Origin of the sequence: Rubrivirga halophila (assembly GCF_046845755.1) — a bacterium.
Lineage (GTDB): Bacteria > Bacteroidota > Rhodothermia > Rhodothermales > Rubricoccaceae > Rubrivirga.
Genome location: NZ_CP177357.1, coordinates 2432838 through 2449323, shown reverse-complemented (window position 1 = coordinate 2449323; position 16486 = coordinate 2432838). Strand labels below are relative to the sequence as shown.

Here is a 16486-nt window from a genome sequence, read left to right as displayed (position 1 = left end):
GCGGGCGCGCACGCCGAGCCGCCGCCCGCGAGTTATGCGCCCCTGCGGTTCTCGCCCGAACCCCCCGATCCGTTCTCCCGCCCCGGCTATCTTCGTGCATCCCCCCACCGCCGGCCATGACTGACTCCCCCGCCCTTAGCCACGTCGACGACCAGGGCCAGGCCCGGATGGTCGACGTGTCCCACAAGTCCTCGTCGGCCCGGACGGCCGTCGCGGCCGGCCGCGTGCTCGTCGGCGCCGACGCGCTCCGGCTCATCCGCGAGAACGAGATCCTGAAGGGCGACGTGCTGACGGTCGCCTCGGTCGCCGGCGTGCTCGGCGCCAAGCAGACCTCGCGCCTGCTCCCCCTCTGCCACGACGTCGTGCTCCAGAACGTCGAGATCGAGTTCGAGCTCGACGACGACGCGGGCGCCGTCGAGGTCCGCGCGATCACCAAGACCGAGGGCCCGACCGGCGTCGAGATGGAGGCCCTGACGGCCGTGACCGTCGCCGCGCTGACGGTCTACGACATGTGCAAGTCGGTCACGAAAGACATCGAGATCACCGACGTCCGCCTGCTCGCCAAGAGCGGCGGACGCAGCGGCGACTACCGCCGCGGCGCCCCGCGAAACAACTAGCCCCCGCCGGGCCGTACCGACCCGACGACACCCCCCAGATCCATGGAAGAACTCCTCGGCGCCGGCAGCCTCATCATCATTTTGGGGGCGCTCCTCTTCGGGATCGTCATCCTGTATTTCGTCCCGGTCCGCCTGTGGATCACGGCGATCTTTTCCGGCGTCAAGTTGGGCCTCTTCCGCGACCTCGTCGGGATGCGGCTGCGCAACGTGCCGCCGGCCCAGATCGTCCGGCCGCTGATCACGGCGCACAAGGCGGGCATCCCCGTCTCGCCGCCGCTCCTGGAGGCGCACTACCTCGCGGGCGGCCACGTCCAGCAGGTCGTCAACGCGCTGATCTCGGCCGACAAGGCCAACATCGACCTCAACTTTGCCCGGGCGACGGCCATCGACCTGGCGGGCCGCGACGTGTTCGAGGCCGTCCAGGTGTCGGTCAACCCCAAGGTCATCACGACGCCCCCGATCTCGGCGATCGCCAAGGACGGCATCCAGGTCCGCGCGATCGCCCGTGTGACGGTCCGCGCCAACATCGAGCGGCTCGTCGGCGGCGCCGGGGAGGAGACCATCATCGCCCGTGTCGGCGAAGGGATCGTGTCGACGATCGGCTCGTCGGCCACGCACGCCCAGGTGCTCGAGAACCCCGACAACATCTCCAAGACCGTTCTGGCGAAGGGGCTCGACAACGGGACCGCCTTCGACATCCTGTCGATCGACATCGCGGACGTGGACGTCGGCGAGAACATCGGCGCCAAGCTCCAGACCGACCAGGCCGAGGCCGACCTCCGGGTCGCCCGCGCCAAGGCGGAGGAGCGCCGGGCGGCCGCTGTGGCATCCGAGCAGGAGCAGCGGGCCAACCTCGTCGCCGCCGAGGCCGAGATCCCCAAGGCCATGGCCGACGCGTTCCGCCAGGGCAACCTCGGGATCATGGACTACTACAACATGCGCAACATCGAGGCCGACACCCAGATGCGGACCCAGATCGGCGGCGGCACCGGTGGGACCGAGGAGCAGTCGTAGCACCCCATCCGTGAGCGGCGGGTCCGGAGGCCGTCCAGCAACCGACGCATGACCCGCACGCTCCCGTTCGTCCTGCTGGCGGCGCTCGCCGTTGGCGACGTGGCTGGCCAGGCCCTCCCCAGCCCGTACGGCGTGACGTTCCCGCGCGACGGCGACGGCCCGCTCTCGGCGCTCCTGCGCTTGCGCGACGCCGAGGCCGACTACCGCGCGGCGGGCGACTCGCTCGACTACTGGTCGCGCTACACGCAGGTCCGGGCCTGGATGGAGGCCGAGGTCGGCGCGCACCGCGACGCGCTGGCGTGGTTCGACGAGACGGGTGGCTGGGCCCGCGACTCGGTCGGCACGGTGCCCCCGAGCGCCCGCGCGGTCGACGCCGCCCGGTACATCGCCGAGGCCGCCGAGCGCGAGCGGGTCGTGATGGTCAACGAGGCGCACCACGACGCGTCAAGCCGGCTGCTGACGATCGAGCTGCTGCCCCTCCTCTACGAGCGCGGCTTTCGGTACCTCGCCGCCGAATCGCTCGCCGCCAGCGACACCGCCCTTAACGCGCGCGGCTACCCGGTCGACTCGACGGGCCTTTATACGCGCGAGCCCACGTTCGCCGCACTCGTCCGCGAGGCCGTCCGCCTGGGCTACACGCTCGTGCCATACGAGATCGAGCACGGCGACGAGCCCGAGGGCGACACGCTGAGCCGGCAGCAGCGCCGGGACTTCGAGCAGGCCCGCCACCTCGCCGAGCGGACCGTCGGCCTCGACCCCGACGCCCGCGTGCTCGTCCACGCCGGGTACGCGCACATCAACGAGGCGGCGACCGAGTACTGGACGCCGATGGGGCTGTACTTCCGCCAGCGCACCGGCATCGACCCGTTCACCGTCAACCAGACGGCCCTGGGCGAGGCGAGCATGCCCGCCTACGAGGACCCGGCGTACCGCGCCGCCGCCGGCCTGCTCGGCCCGTCGCCCGTCGTGATCGTGGGGTCGGACGAGACCCCATGGGCGCCGACCGACGCCGCCGTCGACCTCCACGTCTTCCGCCCCCGCGCGGGCGACGTCGGCGGGCGCCCGGCGTGGCTGGCACAGCTCCCGAACCGCACGCGCGTCGAGGTCGACATCGCACCCTGCCCACAGACGTGCGAGGTCGCTGTCCGGCGCTCGGGCGAGAGCGCCGAGGCCGTCCCGCTGGACCGCGTCGCCACGACGGGCGGGCCGGTGACGCTGTACGTCCCGCGCGAGCCCGTCGTCGTGGTCGTCCGGGATGGACGAACAGGCGAGACGCTGGCCGAGCACGCCCTCACGATCACCGACTAGATGACCGACGCCGTCCTCACCGCTCGCGTGGTGGCCTTCGCCGCCCCCGCCGCCCTGTCGACCACCCAGGACGTGGCCCGGACGGTCCTGCCGCACCTGACCGACCAGGCCGACGCCGGGCTCGTCGCCGAGGAGACACTGGCGATGGTGGCGACGGTCACCGCGCGCGCGGCCGAGGTGGGCCTGCGCCAGCGACCAGAGGTGCTCGCGGCCGTCGGCCCGGCGCTCGCTGAGGTGCCGTACCTGTACCACGACTTCCTGCTGGGCGCGCAGGTCGTGGCGGCGGGCGGCGAGGGCGACGTCGAGCCCGACCAGTCGGTGTACGAGCGGCTCGACCGCAAGCTGGCGTTCTACACCGCCCACCTCGCGCCCGGCCGGTTTCCCGGGCCGTCGCTGCTCCGCGACAAGCTGCCGCTCTGGATGGGCCGCGTCTCGCCGCCCAAGCTGCCGACCTCGCCCGACGCGCGGCTTGGGGAGACGGGGCTCGTCGACCTGGTGGCCGCGCACGCCCGGCTGGTGATGGCGTTTGCCCAGCGCGCCGCCGAGGAAAGAGACAGGGAGTAGAGGAGGGAAGAGAAGATGAGGAGGTGCGTCAAACGTCGCCTCTCCTCGTCTACGCCTCTGCGACCGCAGCCTCGACGGCGGCGACAAACGTGTCCGGGTCGTCGGGCGTCACGACGACGGTTCGCTCGGGCCACCGGAGGACGACGGCGTGCGGGCGGGACGTGGCGTACGCGGTGAAGTCGCCGAGCGAGGCGGTCCGGTACCGGCCGACGAACGCGAACGGCCCGCCGATCCCGAACGTTCGCAGAGCCCGCCGCATGGCCTCGGGCTCGGCCTCGACCGACTCGAGGCCCTCCAGCGGCAGCCGTGTTGCCCATCCGAGCCGGAGCACGACGACGGCGTCGGGTTCGACGACGTACCCGCGGACCGACAGCGCCGCCGCCAGGGCGAGCACGGCGAGGAGCAGAACCACGGCCAGCGTCGCGCCTGAAAACCATGCGCCCGCGACGATGACGACCATCAGTGTGCTGATGAGCGTCAGCGGCGTGGACCACGGGGCGGAAAAGCGCAGGCGCATGGGCCGGTCGGCTACGGGGCGAACAGCGCTTCGGCCTCCCCTGGCCCGGCCTCTCGACCCTGTGGGCTCGCGGGGTCAAAGATGCGCGGGGTGCCCGAGCCGAGCAGCGTCACGCCGTCGCCGATGCGGACAGCCGTGCCCTCGGGCATCCCCACGACGGGCGCGCCAGGGTTCGCGGCCACGAACTCCGCCAGCCGCTCGGCCCGCGTCTCGCCCCGGTGGCCGGGCGGGTGCGCGTCGGTGTAGTGCGGGTTGATCTGGACCGGCACGAGGGCCAGCGCGTCGAACGACGGCGGCTCGACGATGGGCATGTCGTTCGTCGTCCGGATCGTCGGCCCGGCGACATTCGCGCCCGCGCTCCACCCCACGTACGGCGCGCTGGCGACGCGCTCGCGGACGGCGGCGACCAGGCCGAGCGCGTACATCTCGCGCAAGAGGTGGAACGTGTTGCCCCCGCCGACGAACACGGCGTCGGCATCGCGGGCGACCTGCGCCGGATCGCTCGCGGTGTGCACGCCGGTGATCGACAGCCCGAGCCCATCGAGCGCGTCCGCCACGCGGGCGGTGTAGTCGTCGTAGCTGAACGTGACGGCGGCGTAGGGGACGAACGCCACGCGCCGGGCGTCGCCGAGCGCGTCGGCGATCCAGCCGCGCGCGTGCGTCAGGTAGCCGGCGTCGGAGGACGAGTTGCTGAGCAGGAGGATCGGCATCGGGCGGGGTGGGGGAGAGGGGGCGCCCGAGGGGTCACACGTCGACTTCGACGAGCAGGTCGTTTTTGGCGACGGCGTCGCCGGCCGAGGCGTGGACGGCGGCGACGGTCCCGGCGGCCGGGGCGGTCAGCTCGTTTTCCATCTTCATCGCCTCCAGCACGACCACGCCCTGCCCGGCCTCGACCGCGTCGCCGGGCGCGACGAGCACGCGGAGCACCAGGCCCGGCATCGGGGCGTGGACCTCGCGGTCGGCGCTGGCGTCGGCGGTGTCGAAGCCGAACCGCTCCAGCAGTACGTCGGCGTCGGTCTTGACGTCGACCTCGATAGGCGCGCCGTCAACCCAGACGCGGGTGGCGGCCCCGTCGCGCTCGACGGTGACGGTGCGGGGGCGGCCGTCGACGACCACGAGCGCGGTCTCGGCCGTCGGTCGGGTGCCGAGGACGGCGCGGCGGGCGTCGAGGGCGGCGCCGTCGGCGGTGACGGTGCCGTCGGGGCGGTCGAGCGCGAGCGACTGCTCGCCGGTGCGGAGGTGCAGGGGCATGGCGGAAGATACCGGGAGTGCGCGAGCGCCGGAGCGCGCACCGGGCCCCGCGTTCAGGCGCCCCGGCGACCCTCCGCCCGGCTCGCGGCGATGCGCGCCGCCGTCGCCGAGAACGGGCGGTACACCAGCCCGAGCTCGCGCGTCGCTCGCGACCCGTCGTAGCGGTGGGTGGCCGCCGCCGTCCGGGCGGTCTCTCGGGTCAGGGTGGGAGCGGAGCCGGTGAGTGCGGCCCACGCCTCCGCCAGCGCACCGCCCGCCAGCAGGAGCCCACGCGGCGCGACTCGCCTCGGGGCCTCGACGCCCAGGGCGTCCGCGAGTGTCGACAGGATCTCGGTCCACGCGAGGTTCTCGGCCGCGAGCACGTAGCGCTCGCCCGTCGCACCCCGTGCGTGCACCGCGCGCAGGCCCGCGGCCACGTCCTCCACGTCCACGACCCCCGTCGCGCCCGGCGGGGCAAACGGCATCCGGCCGGCCGCCAGCCGGTCGAGGATCGCTTGCGTGCCCTCGCCCGCGCGCCCCGGTCCAAACACCAGCGCTGGGTTGACGATCACGGCGTCGAGACCCTCGGCGACGCCGCGCTGGACCTCGCGCTCGGCCTCGCGCTTGCTGACCGCGTACGCCGTGTTTTCCCGCGACCGTGCCCATGTCGCCGTCTCGTCAATCACCCCGCTGCCGCCTCGCCCGAGCGCCGCGATGCTCGACGTGTGGACGAGACGCCCGACACCCGCAGCCAGCGCGGCATCCACTACGTGCGCCGTGCCCGCGACGTTGACGAGTCGCAGCCGCTCGCGCGCCGACGCCCCGAACGCGACCGCCGCCGCCACGTGATACACGGCCTCGACGCCCACGACGGCCGGCGCCAGCGACTCCGGCTCGGTGACGTCGCCGATCGCGTGCTCGACCTCGTTCGCGGAATCGCCTAGCAGGTCGAGCGCCGACGACGGGCGGCGCAGAATCCGGACGCGGTCGCCCTCGGCCAAGAGCTGGCGGACGAGCGCCGCGCCCACGAACCCCGTTGCGCCGGTGACGAGCGCCGTCACGAGAGCGTCACCTCGCCGGCGTACACGGCTCGCTCGCCGGCCGCCGTCGCCAGCCGGAGCGCGCCGTCGGGCGCCAGCCCGAGCACGGTGCCACGAAGGGCGCCTCCGCTCGACGGCTCGCGCACCGTCACCGTCTCGCCGATCGACTCCATTCTTGCCTCAACGTCCGCGAGCAGCCCGGCCGGGTCGGCCTCGGCGCGGTCGAGCGCCTCGGCCAGCCGCGCCAAGATGGGGGAGAGGGGCGCGAGCCGCGCCACGGGCTGGCCGGTTTCGAGCCGCATCGAGGTGGCCGCGAGGTCCGGCGGGAAATCGGTCTGCGCCACGTTCAAGCCGATCCCCACGAGCACGCGCGCCTGGGCCCCGCTCCACGTCGTCTCGGCCAGCACACCCGCCAGCTTGCGCCCGCCCACGCGCACGTCGTTCGGCCACTTGAGCCGGGCGTCGATCCCCCACTCGCCGACCGCGTCGGCGACCGCGAGCCCTGCCGCGAGAGGGATCAGACCGACGCTGGCAGACGCCGAGTGCAGAATGGCGGTGACCAGCAGGTTCGCGCCGGGCGCCGCCTGCCACGCCCGCCCGTGCCGACCCCGCCCGGCCGTCTGCGCCTCGGCCACGACGATGGCGCCGTGCGGGGCGTCCATCCACCCCGCCGCCGCGTCCATCGTCGACGGGACGGACGCGAGGTGGCGGGCCGGGTGGCCGAGCGTCATTCGCGTGCGAGGCCGCCCTGGGGGACTCCGACCGCCTCGACGGTCCACTCGGCGCGGACGCGGCGGGGCTCGGACAGGGGCACGTCGGTCCGCGACTCCGTGACGACGCGGCGCGGGACCCAGCCGCCGGCGTATGGCGCCAGCCCGACTGTCACACGGCTGGCCTCGTCGAACAGCATCGAGTCGGCCGCGCGGTCGATCTCGATGGCCCCCACCAGCCCGCCTTCGGTCACGGCCGCGCGGACGCGGCGGACGCCCAACTCGGAGGCGGGGTCGGCGAGGACGGCCTCGACGATCCGAAAGGCGACGTCGCCGATCGTCGTGTCGCCGACGACGGCGATGCGGTAGTGCTCGCGCGCGGCGGGATCGAGATACGGCGGGTCGCTGGACAGCGCCTGCACCACCACGTCGCGCAGCCGGGGCGTCCCGTCGAGCGCGCCGGTCACGTCGTCCAGCGTCACGTCGCCGGTCGGGGCCACGATGACGGTCGCGCCCGCGGGCGGGTCGGCGTCGACCGTCAGCCGAGCGCGGTAGCCGGCGGCGTCGAGCGCGGCGAAGGCGTCGGCGAAGGCGTCGCCGTCGACCGCTTCGAGGAGCGCGAGGGCGTCGGCGTCGGCGGGCGCGGCGACCGGTTCCGGGGCGTCGGCGCAGGCGGCGAGCAGGAAGGCGAGGGCGAGAAGGCGCACGGGCGGAGCGGGGGGCGCCGTCAGAACACGGCGGCGTCGCCACGGTTGCAGCGGCCTCCCCCCGAGACCGCCATGCCCTTCGACGCCGAGCGCCAAGTCGCGGAGCAGGCCGCCCGCGCCGCCGCCGACTTTATCCGACCCCACGCCGGCGGGCTGGGCGCCGACGCGCTCCGTCAGAAGGGCGTCCACGACTACGTCACGTTCGTCGACGAGGGCGCCCAGCGGATCGTGCTGGCGGCGCTCGCCGACGCCTTCCCCGACGACACGCTCGTCGGCGAGGAGGGCGCCGACGCCGGCCACGACCTGGACGCCGGCCGCGTCTGGATCGTCGACCCGCTCGACGGGACGACCAACTTCTCGCACGGCGTCCCCCCGTACGCCGTCTCCATCGGCCTGCGCGTCGACGGCGTCGGCGCGGTCGGCGTGGTGCTCGACGTGTCCAGCGGGACGCTCTTCTCCGCCGCGCGCGGCGCCGGACTGGACGTCGACGGCGCGCCGGCTCGCGTCTCCGAGACCGCCCGCTTGCACGATTCGCTAATCGCCACAGGCGTCCCGTTCCGCGACTACCGCTACGTCGACGGCTACCTCGCCGCGTTCGAGGCCGTGATGCGGTCGACGCGCGGGATCCGTCGCCACGGCGCCGCCGCGGTCGACCTCGCCTGGGTGGCCGCCGGGCGCTTCGACGGGTTTTTCGAGGCCGGGCTCGCGCCCTGGGACGTGGCGGCGGGCGTCGTGCTGGTCGAGGCCGCCGGCGGCACGGTCCGCGGCCTGTGGGACGGCGCCGACCCCGTGACGACGGGCGGGCTCGTCGCCAGCGGGCCGGGCATCGCGGAGGCGCTGGCGCACGCGGTCGCGCCGCTCGGCCTCGCCTACCGCGCGGCCCTCGATGGAGCCGGGGGATAATCCGCCCGCCCTTTGGACACGCGCCGGACCGCCGATACACAGGCGACTCCCACCGTGCACATGTCCGACCGACCCCTCCTGCTCGTCGCCGACGACTATCCTGAAAACCGCAAGCTGTTCGAGATCTACCTCGGACGGGCCTACGATGTCGTGTCCGTCGCCTCGGCCGAGGCGGCGTTCGAGCGGCTCGGCCAGGGCGGGATCGCCGCGGCCCTGCTCGACATCAACTACCAGGGCGGCATGTCGGGCGTCGACCTCGTCCAGAAGATCCGCCAGACGCCCACGATGGCGGCCCTGCCGACCATGGCGCTGACGGCGCACGCGGCCCCCAGCGACCGCCAGCAGTACATCGACGCCGGCTTCGACGCCTACCTCTCGAAGCCGGTCATGCGCAAGGAGATGCTGGCGGCCGTCGAGGAGCTGCTGGCGTAACCGCACGGCGGCAAGCCCTTCAAGGGCCAAGAGCGGCGAAGCTCGCTCGCGGCCCCATAAGACGAGCGATCCGCTCGCCTCGGGGCCGAGGGGGTGAGTGGGTAGCGGGGCCCGCGGTCGGCGGACGCCCGTAGCTTGCGGGCCCTCTCTTCCGATCTCACATGGCCGACTCCAACGGGCTCCTCGCCGGCAAGACCGGCGTCATCTCCGGCGCCCTCGACCCCGACTCCATCGCCTGGGCGCTCGCCGAAGCCGCCCACCGCGAGGGCGCCCGGTTCGTGCTCACGAACGCCCCCGTCGCCAGCCGCTTCGGCCGGCTCGACGAGCTCGCCGAAAAGACCGGCGGAAGCCCCGTCGTCTACGCCGACGCCACCAAGGGCGACGAGCTGACCGACCTGTTCACGCAGGCCACCGACGCGCTCGGCGGCCCGCTCGACTTCGTGGTCCACTCCATCGGGATGGGCATGAACGTCCGCAAGGGCAAGCCCTACGAGGCGCTCAACTACGACTGGTACCACCGCTCGCTCGACATTTCGGCGATCTCGCTCCACCGCATGGTGGCCGCGGCCCTCGAAGCCGACGCCGTCGCCGACGGCGCCTCCGTCCTCGCGATGAGCTACATCGGCGCCCAGCGCGTCTTTTCGGAGTACTCCGAGATGGGCGACGCCAAGGCGCTCCTGGAGTCGATCGTCCGGTCCTACGGCTACCGGCTCGGCCGGCGCGGGATCCGCATCAACGCCGTCTCGCAAAGCCCCACCAAGACGACGGCCGGCGGCGGCATCGCAGGCTTCGACGCCATGTTCGACTTCGCCGAAAAGGTGGCCCCGCTCGGCAACGCCGACGCCGCCAGCTGCGCCGACTACTGCGTGACGCTGCTCAGCGACTACACGCGCATGGTGACGATGCAGACGCTCTACCACGACGGCGGCTTCTCGTCGATGGGCATCTCGGACGCGCTCGTCGAGGGCCTGACCGACATGAAGATCCGCGAGGACGCCTAGCCGATGCCTGGGCTGCCCGACGACGTCTGGCGGGCAGCCGCGCTCGTGGCGCTGGCGGCGGTGTTCGTCGGCGCCGGCGTGCTGCACCTGGTCAAGCCCCGGATGTTCGACGCGATCGTGCCGCGCTGGCTGCCCGCGTGGCTGCCGTCGGCGCGCACGCTCGTGCTCATCAGCGGGGTCGCCGAGATCGCCGGGGGCGTCGGGCTGTTGATCCCCGGCGTGCGGGTGGCGGCCGCGTGGGGGCTGGCGGCGCTGCTCGTGGCGGTCTTCCCGGCCAACGTCGAGATGGCGCGCGACTGGCCGCGGTTCGCGGGGCTCGCGCCGCGGTGGGCGCTGCTGGCGCGGCTCCCGCTCCAGCCCGTGCTGATCGCGGCGGTGCTGTGGGCCGCCGGCGTGTGGGGGTGAGCCCGACGAGAGGGAAGAAGCACGGCCACTCCTACGCCGTCCCCTCTCCCGGCCGGGAGAGGGACAACGCGCAGCGTCGGCGAAGCCAGGGTGAGGGGTTCCCTGCCCTCCCGAACCGCGGGACCCCCGCCCATCGCTGGCGGGTCTGGTCGCGCCCCGGCCCGATCGCCCATGCCCCGCCTCTCCGCTCTCACGCTGTTCCTGCTCCTCGCCGCGTGCGGCGGCGACGCCCCCAGCGACGGCGTCGAGGCGCCCGGCCCGCAGGCCGACGTCGACGTGCGCGAAGTCCGCGCCGAGATCACGCTCGACCCCGCCACGCTCGCGCTCGACGGCACGGTCGCGCTCACCGTCGCCCACCCGCCGTCGCTGGTGTCGCTCGTGCTCGGGCTCGACGACGTGCTGGAGGTGGCGACCGTCCGCGTCGACGGCGAGGGCGTGCTGTTCGTCCACGACGGGGACGCGCTCCACGTCCCCCTCTTCGACCCGGCGGTGACGGTCGGCGACAGCACGTCGGTCGTGGAGGTCGTCTACTCGGGCACCCCGAACGCCGGGCTCTACGCCGACGACGTCAGTGGCGCCCGCGTCGTCTTTACCGACGGCTGGCCCGACCGCACGGCCGGCTGGCTCCCCGGCGTGCACCACCCCTCCGACCCCGCGCGTCTCGACCTCACGCTCGACGTGCCCTCCGAATACGAGGTCGTCGCCAGTGGGGCGCTCGTCTCCGACGACGTGGCCGACGGCCGCCGCCGCGCCCGGTTCGTGCTCGACGGCGACGCGCCCGTCTACACCTTCGCCTTCGCCGTCGGCGACTTCTCGATCACCGAGCAGGCCGGCGTCGTGCCCATCCGCCACGCCCTGCTGGCGGGCGACGCGGCGTACGCGAGCCGGCTGGCCCGGACGCCCGAGATCCTCGCGACGCTCGAGGGGATGCTGGGCGACTACCCGTACGCCTCGTACGCGACGGTCCAGGTGCCGATGGTCTACGCGGGGATGGAGAACGCCACCGCCGCGTTCTTGCGCGCCGACCTCTACGGCGAGACGCTGCCGGGCCGCGTGGTTGTCGAGGAGGTCAACGTCCACGAGATCGTGCACCAGTGGTGGGGGAACGCCGTCGTGCCGGCCGACTGGCGCGACCTGTGGATCGCCGAGGGCGCGGCCACCTTCCTGACGACGGCGCTCTACGACACGCTCGACGGCCGCGACGCGGGCCGCGCGTACCTCACGCTGATGTCGCGCGCCATCGGCGGCGACGACGCCGACGCGAGGCTGGTGCCCGAGGCCTACGCCGACCCCGCCGACGTGCTCTCCCCGACGGTCTACCAGAAGGGCGGGTCCGTCTTCTACCTCCTGTCGCTGGCGCTCGGCGAGGACGTGTTTTACCCCGCCCTCCGCGCCGCCGCCGCCGATTTCGCCGACCGCCCGCTCTCGACCGAGGCCTTCCAGGCGTCGCTGGAGCAGACGTCGGGCCGGGACCTCGGGCCGATCTTCGACTACTGGGTGTGGGGCGAGGGCCGCCCGACGCTGCGCACGCGCTGGGACCGCGACACGCGCACGCTCGCGTGGGAGATCGAGGGCGACGACGACTCACTCGCAAACCTGCCCTTCGAGCTCCGCATCGCCCAGGGCGACGACGTCTGGTTCGTCCCCGTGACCGACGGCGTGTTCACGCCCTCCGGCGACCGCCGCCCGGATGTCGAGCCTGTCGGTGTGCTGCTCAAGGTCCGGCGCTGAACCGCCGCCCTCACGGACCGGCGGCGCACGCCAGCGGCACGCCGGGGCACCGATCGGCCTCGTACACGAACCGGTCGGAGCGGATGGCCCCGGCGATCGCGCCGATCTCGACGCCAGCCACCGCGCCCAAGACGGCCCCAAAGAGGGGCGTGTAGGTGAGGGTTCCGTTCCCGTCGAGCGTGCCCATCCACGCCCCGAGGAACCCGCCCACGGCGACCCCGATGCCAGTCCCCTGCAACGCGCCCAGGCCATCTCGGCGGAACGCGATCGCCTCCACATCCGCCGTCGGCGCCGACCGGGACTCGCCCGTCTTTTTGTCGACCCAGGTGGTGACGTCCGGGGCGACGTGGAGCGACCGGACCTGGCGGCCCCGCTCGCCGACGAGGTGGACGACCGGATACCCCCGCTCCGCGCGGCCGTTCACCTCCGCACGCGTCGACGTCGCGGACAGGTCGACCACGCGCGAGGTGGTGCAGCCTGTGAGGAGCACGAGGGCGAGCAGGAGAGGGGTGCGCATCGGCTAAGGGGGATGCCCAAAGTGAGGCGGCGTGGCGCGCGGATCCCTGGTCCGTTCGCACTACCCGTCGCCGAGACCGGCGACCTTGTGGGTGCCCCCCCGATCGACCCGTGATCCGACTCTTCCTGGCCGACATCGACGGCTGCCTCAGCGAGCCCTACGTCCCCTTCCGCCTCGACGGCTTCCGCCAGCTCCGCGCCTGGGGCGCGCGTGCGGCGACCGACGGCCGCTACCCGCACGTCGGGATCTGCTCCGGCCGTTCGTACGCCTACGTCGAGGCGACCGCGCAAGCGCTCGCGCTCGGCGGGCCGGCGCTGTTCGAGAGCGGCGGCGGGCGGTTCGACCTCGATCTGGCGCGCATCACGTGGAATCCCGCCCTCGACGCCAAGACGGAGGCCGACCTCGCGGCGTGTCGCGCGTTCCTGCTGGCGGAGGTCATTGGCCGGTCCGAGACCGTCTCGTACGACTACGGCAAGCGCTCGCAGGCGGGCATCGTGAGCCCCGTCGTGGGCGAGTGCGAGACGTTCCTGCCCGAGATCGAGGCGTTCGTGGCCGCGACGGCCCCGGAGCTGGTCGCGTATCACACGCCGTACTCGGTCGACGTGGTGCCGCGCGCGCTGACGAAAGTGCAGGCGCTGCGGTGGCTGGCCGAGACCGAGGGCGTCGGGCTAGAGTCGCTGGCGTTCATCGGCGACACGAACGGCGACGCGGCCGCGATCGTGGCGGCCGGGCTCGGCTTCGCGCCCTCGAACGGCTCGCCCGACGCCCAGGCCGCCGCGGACGTGGTCACGGCTGGCGCCGTCCTCGACGGCGTGCTCGACGCGTACCGCGCCTGCCTCCGGCACAACGGCGTCGCGGACGAATCGCCGTAGACGCTGCGTTGGCGGAGCGCCCGCGGCCCGGGCGGCACGTCGTTTGCCCGGCCCCCATTTGATACCTTCGGCCCGTCCCCGCGCCTCATGTCCCGCCTCCTCGTCCTCGCCCTGCTCGTCGCCGCCCCCGCGGCCCTCGCCCAGGCCGACGGCGGCGGGTTCACGGCCGAGCGGGCGGTGCCCGAGGACCTCTACGACGTCGAGGCCGCCCCCGCGTACTACGTGATCGGGGCAGGCACGACGGTCCGCCAGCGGCCCGAGGCGGGCGCGCCGGCCGTCCGGTCGCTGCGCACGCGCGCCGGCGTCCGCGTGCTCGACGCCGTCGGCGACTGGCGGCTCGTGCAGGCCGACGACGTGCGCGGCTACGTCCCGGCGGATGCGCTGTCGAACGTCTGGATCCGGGTCGACAAGAGCGAGCGGACCACGTTCGTGTACCGCGGTGCCGAGCTGCTGCGGACGCTCCCCGCCGACGTGTCGGTCAGCCCCGAGGACAAGGTGCGCCGCTCGCGCCGCGAGGAGCTCGACCAGTACCGCATCCCCGAGGGCACCTTCTACGTGACGCGCCGCAACCCCAATTCGAGCTACTACCGAGCGTTCGTGCTGAGCTACCCCGGCCCCGTCCACGCCGCGCGCGGGCTGTCGGAGGGGATCATCACGCCAGCCCAGTACCAGACCATCCTGCGTGCCGACGCCGAGGGGCGTGAGCCGCCGATGGGCACGCCGCTCGGCGGCCTCATCGAGATCCATGGCCACGGCTCGGGCCGAGGCCGCGCCTGGACGCGCGGCTGCGTCGCCCTGCGCGACGTCCACATGGACGAGCTGTGGGCCTACGTCGAGGTCGGGACGCCGGTCGTCATCGAGCCGTAGCTCGGGCCGGTCGGGGAGGGGAGAGGGGCGCCCGCGAGGCCGTCTGTCGGCGAGCGGACTCGCGTCGGCGCCGAGGTGGCCCGGCCCGGTCTCTCTGCGCAACACGGGCCGCACGGAGGTCGTACCTCGCCAAACCGATCCCGCACACCGATGACCGCCCTCCGCACGGCCCTCGCCGGCTTCCTCGCTCTGCTAACGTTGGCCGCCGGCCCCGCGCTCGCCCAGCCCACCGACCTCGCGCTCGAGACCGGCGACGGCCCCGTCTTCCGCGTCACGATCGACGGGATGATCGACAATGCGCTCGCGTCGTACGTCGACCGCGCGCTCGCCGACGCCGCCGACGCAGACGCCGCGGTCGTCGTCTTCCGCATCGACACGTTCGGCGGCCTCCTCGACGCGGCCGACCAGATCCGCAAGTCGATCCTGTCGAGCGAGGTCCCGACCGTCGCCGTCATCGACCGGAACGCGGCCTCGGCGGGCGCGCTGATCGCCTACGCGAACGACCGGATCGTCTTCGTGCCCGGCGCCTCGATGGGCGCGGCGACCGCCGTCAACCAGACCGGCGAGTACGCGCCGGAGAAGATTCAGAGCTACACGCGCGGGCTGATGCGGGCGACCGCCGAGGCGACGGGCCGCGACCCCCGGATCGCCGAGGCGATGGTCGACGAGCGCCTCTCGATCCCTGGCGTCGTCGAGGAGGGCACGCTGCTGACCGTCTCGTCCGACGAGGCGCTGGCGCTCGGCATCGCCGACGCCGTGCTGCCGTCGACCGACGCCGTCGTGGACGCGCTGGGGCTGGCGGACCGCGAGCAGACGCCGCACGCGGCCACGCGCGCCGAGCAGGTCTTGCGCTTTCTGGGCTCGCCCGTGCTCGCGTCGCTCCTCCTGATGATGATGATGGGCGGGCTGTACTTCGAGATCCAGACGCCGGGCGTCGGGTTCGCGGGCGCCGTCGCGCTCGTCGGGGCCGCGCTGTTCTTCGCGCCGCACTACCTGCTGGGGCTCGTCGAGAGCTGGGAGATCGCGCTCTTCGCCGTCGGGGTCGGGCTGCTCCTCGTCGAGGTGTTCGTGACGCCCGGCTTCGGCGTGTTCGGCATCGCCGGGCTCGTCCTCGTGCTCGGCGCGCTCCTGGTGGCCCTGGTCCCGAACGTCGGGTTCAAGTTTCCGGATGACGGCGAGATCGCGCGTGCCACGACCACGCTCGCGGCGGCGCTCGTGCTGCTCGTCCTGTTCACGATGTCGCTCGGCCGGATGCTGCCCCGCTCCGAACGCCTCAACCGACTGGTGCTGGCGCCCGAACTCTCCGCCGCCGAGGGCTACACGTCCGCCGACCTCGGCGCCGACCTCGTCGGCCGGACCGGGACCGCGCTGACGGGTCTGCGTCCGTCGGGCACCGTCGAGGTGGACGGCCGGCGCGTCGACGTCGTGTCCGAGGGCGGGTTCGTGTCGGCGGGCGCGGCCGTCGAGGTCGTGCGCGCGCGGGGCGCCGTCGTCGTCGTCCGCGAGGTCGCATAGGGCACACGCGTGTGCCCGTCCCTAGGTTGCCCTCATGGAACTGCTGGTCCCCGTCGCGCTCATCCTGGTCGGCCTCGCGCTCGTCGTGGTCGAGGTGACCGTCGTGCCCGGGCTCAACGTGGTCGGCGTGGCGGGCGTGCTAGGGGCGGCCGTCGGCATCGTCATCGCGTTCGTCGAGTTTGGCGTGGCCGGCGGGCTCGGCGCGCTTGCGGCGACCGTGATCACCGCGTGCGGCGTGGGCTACGTGCTGTACGAGACCGGCGCCTGGGACCGCTTCATCCTGTCCGACAGCCTGCGCCGCGACGCGGACGCCGACGCCGTCGAGACGGAGTCGCGCGCGCGGCTATTGGGGCAGACCGGCGTGGCGATCACGCCGCTGCGGCCCGGCGGCGTGGTCGAGCTGGGCGGCGTCCGCGTCGAGGTCGAGACCGAGGGCTCGTTCGTGGCCGCGGGGAGCCGCGTCCGCGTGGTCGCCCTCGACCGCCGCCGCGTGCTCGTCCGCGCCGACGCCTCGGCGTAGCCCGGCCTTCGCACAG

At 73.7% G+C, this 16486-nt stretch carries 20 protein-coding genes; 13 read left to right on the top strand and 7 right to left on the bottom strand.

The annotated features are described in order from the left end of the window. The first annotated feature begins 116 nt into the window (after window positions 1–116). Genes moaC through ACLIRP_RS10865 form a run of 4 tightly spaced genes read left to right on the top strand, consistent with a single transcriptional unit; the run spans window position 117 to window position 3503 of the window. Entirely contained in the window at window positions 117–617 is a 501-nt protein-coding gene (gene moaC, locus ACLIRP_RS10880; RefSeq protein ID WP_412060472.1) for a cyclic pyranopterin monophosphate synthase MoaC, read from the top strand. 42 nt (window positions 618–659) lie between these two features. After that, the gene (floA, locus tag ACLIRP_RS10875; protein WP_412060471.1) at window positions 660–1631 is read left to right on the top strand and encodes a flotillin-like protein FloA; all 972 of its coding nucleotides are present in this window, start codon (window positions 660–662) and stop codon (window positions 1629–1631) included. A gap of 48 nt (window positions 1632–1679) precedes the next feature. Beyond that, window positions 1680–2939 (top strand): hypothetical protein, encoded by a 1260-nt coding sequence (locus tag ACLIRP_RS10870; RefSeq protein WP_412060470.1) that lies wholly within the window; start codon window positions 1680–1682, stop codon window positions 2937–2939. Beyond that, the gene (locus ACLIRP_RS10865; protein WP_412060469.1) at window positions 2940–3503 is read left to right on the top strand and encodes a hypothetical protein; all 564 of its coding nucleotides are present in this window, start codon (window positions 2940–2942) and stop codon (window positions 3501–3503) included. A 49-nt stretch (window positions 3504–3552) separates the two neighbouring features. Here the strand turns inward: ACLIRP_RS10865 and ACLIRP_RS10860 are convergent, their stop codons facing one another. From ACLIRP_RS10860 to ACLIRP_RS10835, 6 genes are read right to left on the bottom strand one after another with little or no spacing between them, the layout of a single operon-like run. Next, a complete protein-coding gene (locus ACLIRP_RS10860) occupies window positions 3553–4020 on the bottom strand; it encodes a PH domain-containing protein (protein WP_412060468.1) in 468 nt (155 codons plus the stop codon). A gap of 11 nt (window positions 4021–4031) precedes the next feature. Further along, the gene (pepE, locus tag ACLIRP_RS10855) at window positions 4032–4730 is read right to left on the bottom strand and encodes a dipeptidase PepE (RefSeq protein WP_412060467.1); all 699 of its coding nucleotides are present in this window, start codon (window positions 4728–4730) and stop codon (window positions 4032–4034) included. Between the two features lie 34 nt (window positions 4731–4764). Then, a complete protein-coding gene (locus ACLIRP_RS10850; protein WP_412060466.1) occupies window positions 4765–5271 on the bottom strand; it encodes a biotin/lipoyl-containing protein in 507 nt (168 codons plus the stop codon). Window positions 5272–5324: 53 nt separating this feature from the next. Further along, window positions 5325–6311: an NAD-dependent epimerase/dehydratase family protein gene (locus ACLIRP_RS10845; RefSeq protein WP_412060465.1), complete on the bottom strand. Its 987-nt coding sequence runs from the start codon at window positions 6309–6311 to the stop codon at window positions 5325–5327. Continuing rightward, window positions 6308–7021, bottom strand: a complete 714-nt coding sequence (locus ACLIRP_RS10840; RefSeq protein WP_412060464.1) for a biotin--[acetyl-CoA-carboxylase] ligase — start codon at window positions 7019–7021, stop codon at window positions 6308–6310. The genes ACLIRP_RS10845 and ACLIRP_RS10840 overlap by 4 nt, the downstream gene beginning before the upstream one ends. Then, on the bottom strand, window positions 7018–7707 hold the full coding sequence (locus ACLIRP_RS10835) for a hypothetical protein (RefSeq protein WP_412060463.1): 690 nt from the start codon (window positions 7705–7707) through the stop codon (window positions 7018–7020). The genes ACLIRP_RS10840 and ACLIRP_RS10835 overlap by 4 nt, the downstream gene beginning before the upstream one ends. Before the next feature lie 72 nt (window positions 7708–7779). Between ACLIRP_RS10835 and ACLIRP_RS10830 the strand changes: the two genes are divergently transcribed. The 5 genes from ACLIRP_RS10830 to ACLIRP_RS10810 all read left to right on the top strand — a co-directional run bounded on the left by ACLIRP_RS10830 (window position 7780) and on the right by ACLIRP_RS10810 (window position 12179). After that, on the top strand, window positions 7780–8610 hold the full coding sequence (locus ACLIRP_RS10830) for an inositol monophosphatase family protein (RefSeq protein WP_412060462.1): 831 nt from the start codon (window positions 7780–7782) through the stop codon (window positions 8608–8610). Between the two features lie 60 nt (window positions 8611–8670). Beyond that, window positions 8671–9042 (top strand): response regulator, encoded by a 372-nt coding sequence (locus ACLIRP_RS10825; protein ID WP_412060461.1) that lies wholly within the window; start codon window positions 8671–8673, stop codon window positions 9040–9042. Window positions 9043–9203: 161 nt separating this feature from the next. After that, on the top strand, window positions 9204–10043 hold the full coding sequence (locus ACLIRP_RS10820) for an enoyl-ACP reductase (RefSeq protein WP_412060460.1): 840 nt from the start codon (window positions 9204–9206) through the stop codon (window positions 10041–10043). A gap of 3 nt (window positions 10044–10046) precedes the next feature. Then, window positions 10047–10448: a hypothetical protein gene (locus tag ACLIRP_RS10815; protein ID WP_412060459.1), complete on the top strand. Its 402-nt coding sequence runs from the start codon at window positions 10047–10049 to the stop codon at window positions 10446–10448. 171 nt (window positions 10449–10619) lie between these two features. Then, on the top strand, window positions 10620–12179 hold the full coding sequence (locus ACLIRP_RS10810) for a M1 family aminopeptidase (RefSeq protein WP_412060458.1): 1560 nt from the start codon (window positions 10620–10622) through the stop codon (window positions 12177–12179). Window positions 12180–12189: 10 nt separating this feature from the next. On the opposite strand, the gene ACLIRP_RS10805 is transcribed toward ACLIRP_RS10810, so the two are convergent. After that, window positions 12190–12696, bottom strand: a complete 507-nt coding sequence (locus ACLIRP_RS10805; protein WP_412060457.1) for a hypothetical protein — start codon at window positions 12694–12696, stop codon at window positions 12190–12192. Window positions 12697–12806: 110 nt separating this feature from the next. Here ACLIRP_RS10805 and ACLIRP_RS10800 point away from each other — a divergent pair, with 110 nt between their 5' ends. The 4 genes from ACLIRP_RS10800 (at window position 12807) to ACLIRP_RS10785 (ending at window position 16470) form a co-directional block, all read left to right on the top strand. Beyond that, window positions 12807–13568: an HAD family hydrolase gene (locus ACLIRP_RS10800; RefSeq protein WP_412060456.1), complete on the top strand. Its 762-nt coding sequence runs from the start codon at window positions 12807–12809 to the stop codon at window positions 13566–13568. Window positions 13569–13655: 87 nt separating this feature from the next. After that, window positions 13656–14435, top strand: a complete 780-nt coding sequence (locus ACLIRP_RS10795) for a L,D-transpeptidase family protein (protein WP_412060455.1) — start codon at window positions 13656–13658, stop codon at window positions 14433–14435. A gap of 150 nt (window positions 14436–14585) precedes the next feature. Then, window positions 14586–15950: an NfeD family protein gene (locus ACLIRP_RS10790; protein ID WP_412060454.1), complete on the top strand. Its 1365-nt coding sequence runs from the start codon at window positions 14586–14588 to the stop codon at window positions 15948–15950. 34 nt (window positions 15951–15984) lie between these two features. Then, window positions 15985–16470, top strand: a complete 486-nt coding sequence (locus tag ACLIRP_RS10785) for an NfeD family protein (protein ID WP_412060453.1) — start codon at window positions 15985–15987, stop codon at window positions 16468–16470. Window positions 16471–16486 lie beyond the last annotated feature (16 nt).

Excerpts from the sequence above, each read along its gene's own strand:
- ACLIRP_RS10790 (WP_412060454.1), top strand. The coding sequence starts at position 14,586 with ATGACCGCCCTCCGCACGGCCCTCGCCGGCTTCCTCGCTCTGCTAACG.
- ACLIRP_RS10870 (WP_412060470.1), top strand. The coding sequence starts at position 1,680 with ATGACCCGCACGCTCCCGTTCGTCCTGCTGGCGGCGCTCGCCGTTGGC.
- moaC (WP_412060472.1), top strand. The coding sequence starts at position 117 with ATGACTGACTCCCCCGCCCTTAGCCACGTCGACGACCAGGGCCAGGCC.
- pepE (WP_412060467.1), bottom strand. The coding sequence starts at position 4,730 with ATGCCGATCCTCCTGCTCAGCAACTCGTCCTCCGACGCCGGCTACCTG.
- ACLIRP_RS10840 (WP_412060464.1), bottom strand. The coding sequence starts at position 7,021 with ATGACGCTCGGCCACCCGGCCCGCCACCTCGCGTCCGTCCCGTCGACG.
- ACLIRP_RS10815 (WP_412060459.1), top strand. The coding sequence starts at position 10,047 with ATGCCTGGGCTGCCCGACGACGTCTGGCGGGCAGCCGCGCTCGTGGCG.
- ACLIRP_RS10830 (WP_412060462.1), top strand. The coding sequence starts at position 7,780 with ATGCCCTTCGACGCCGAGCGCCAAGTCGCGGAGCAGGCCGCCCGCGCC.
- ACLIRP_RS10810 (WP_412060458.1), top strand. The coding sequence starts at position 10,620 with ATGCCCCGCCTCTCCGCTCTCACGCTGTTCCTGCTCCTCGCCGCGTGC.
- ACLIRP_RS10860 (WP_412060468.1), bottom strand. The coding sequence starts at position 4,020 with ATGCGCCTGCGCTTTTCCGCCCCGTGGTCCACGCCGCTGACGCTCATC.
- ACLIRP_RS10865 (WP_412060469.1), top strand. The coding sequence starts at position 2,940 with ATGACCGACGCCGTCCTCACCGCTCGCGTGGTGGCCTTCGCCGCCCCC.
- ACLIRP_RS10785 (WP_412060453.1), top strand. The coding sequence starts at position 15,985 with ATGGAACTGCTGGTCCCCGTCGCGCTCATCCTGGTCGGCCTCGCGCTC.
- ACLIRP_RS10820 (WP_412060460.1), top strand. The coding sequence starts at position 9,204 with ATGGCCGACTCCAACGGGCTCCTCGCCGGCAAGACCGGCGTCATCTCC.
- ACLIRP_RS10825 (WP_412060461.1), top strand. The coding sequence starts at position 8,671 with ATGTCCGACCGACCCCTCCTGCTCGTCGCCGACGACTATCCTGAAAAC.
- ACLIRP_RS10805 (WP_412060457.1), bottom strand. The coding sequence starts at position 12,696 with ATGCGCACCCCTCTCCTGCTCGCCCTCGTGCTCCTCACAGGCTGCACC.
- floA (WP_412060471.1), top strand. The coding sequence starts at position 660 with ATGGAAGAACTCCTCGGCGCCGGCAGCCTCATCATCATTTTGGGGGCG.
- ACLIRP_RS10795 (WP_412060455.1), top strand. The coding sequence starts at position 13,656 with ATGTCCCGCCTCCTCGTCCTCGCCCTGCTCGTCGCCGCCCCCGCGGCC.
- ACLIRP_RS10850 (WP_412060466.1), bottom strand. The coding sequence starts at position 5,271 with ATGCCCCTGCACCTCCGCACCGGCGAGCAGTCGCTCGCGCTCGACCGC.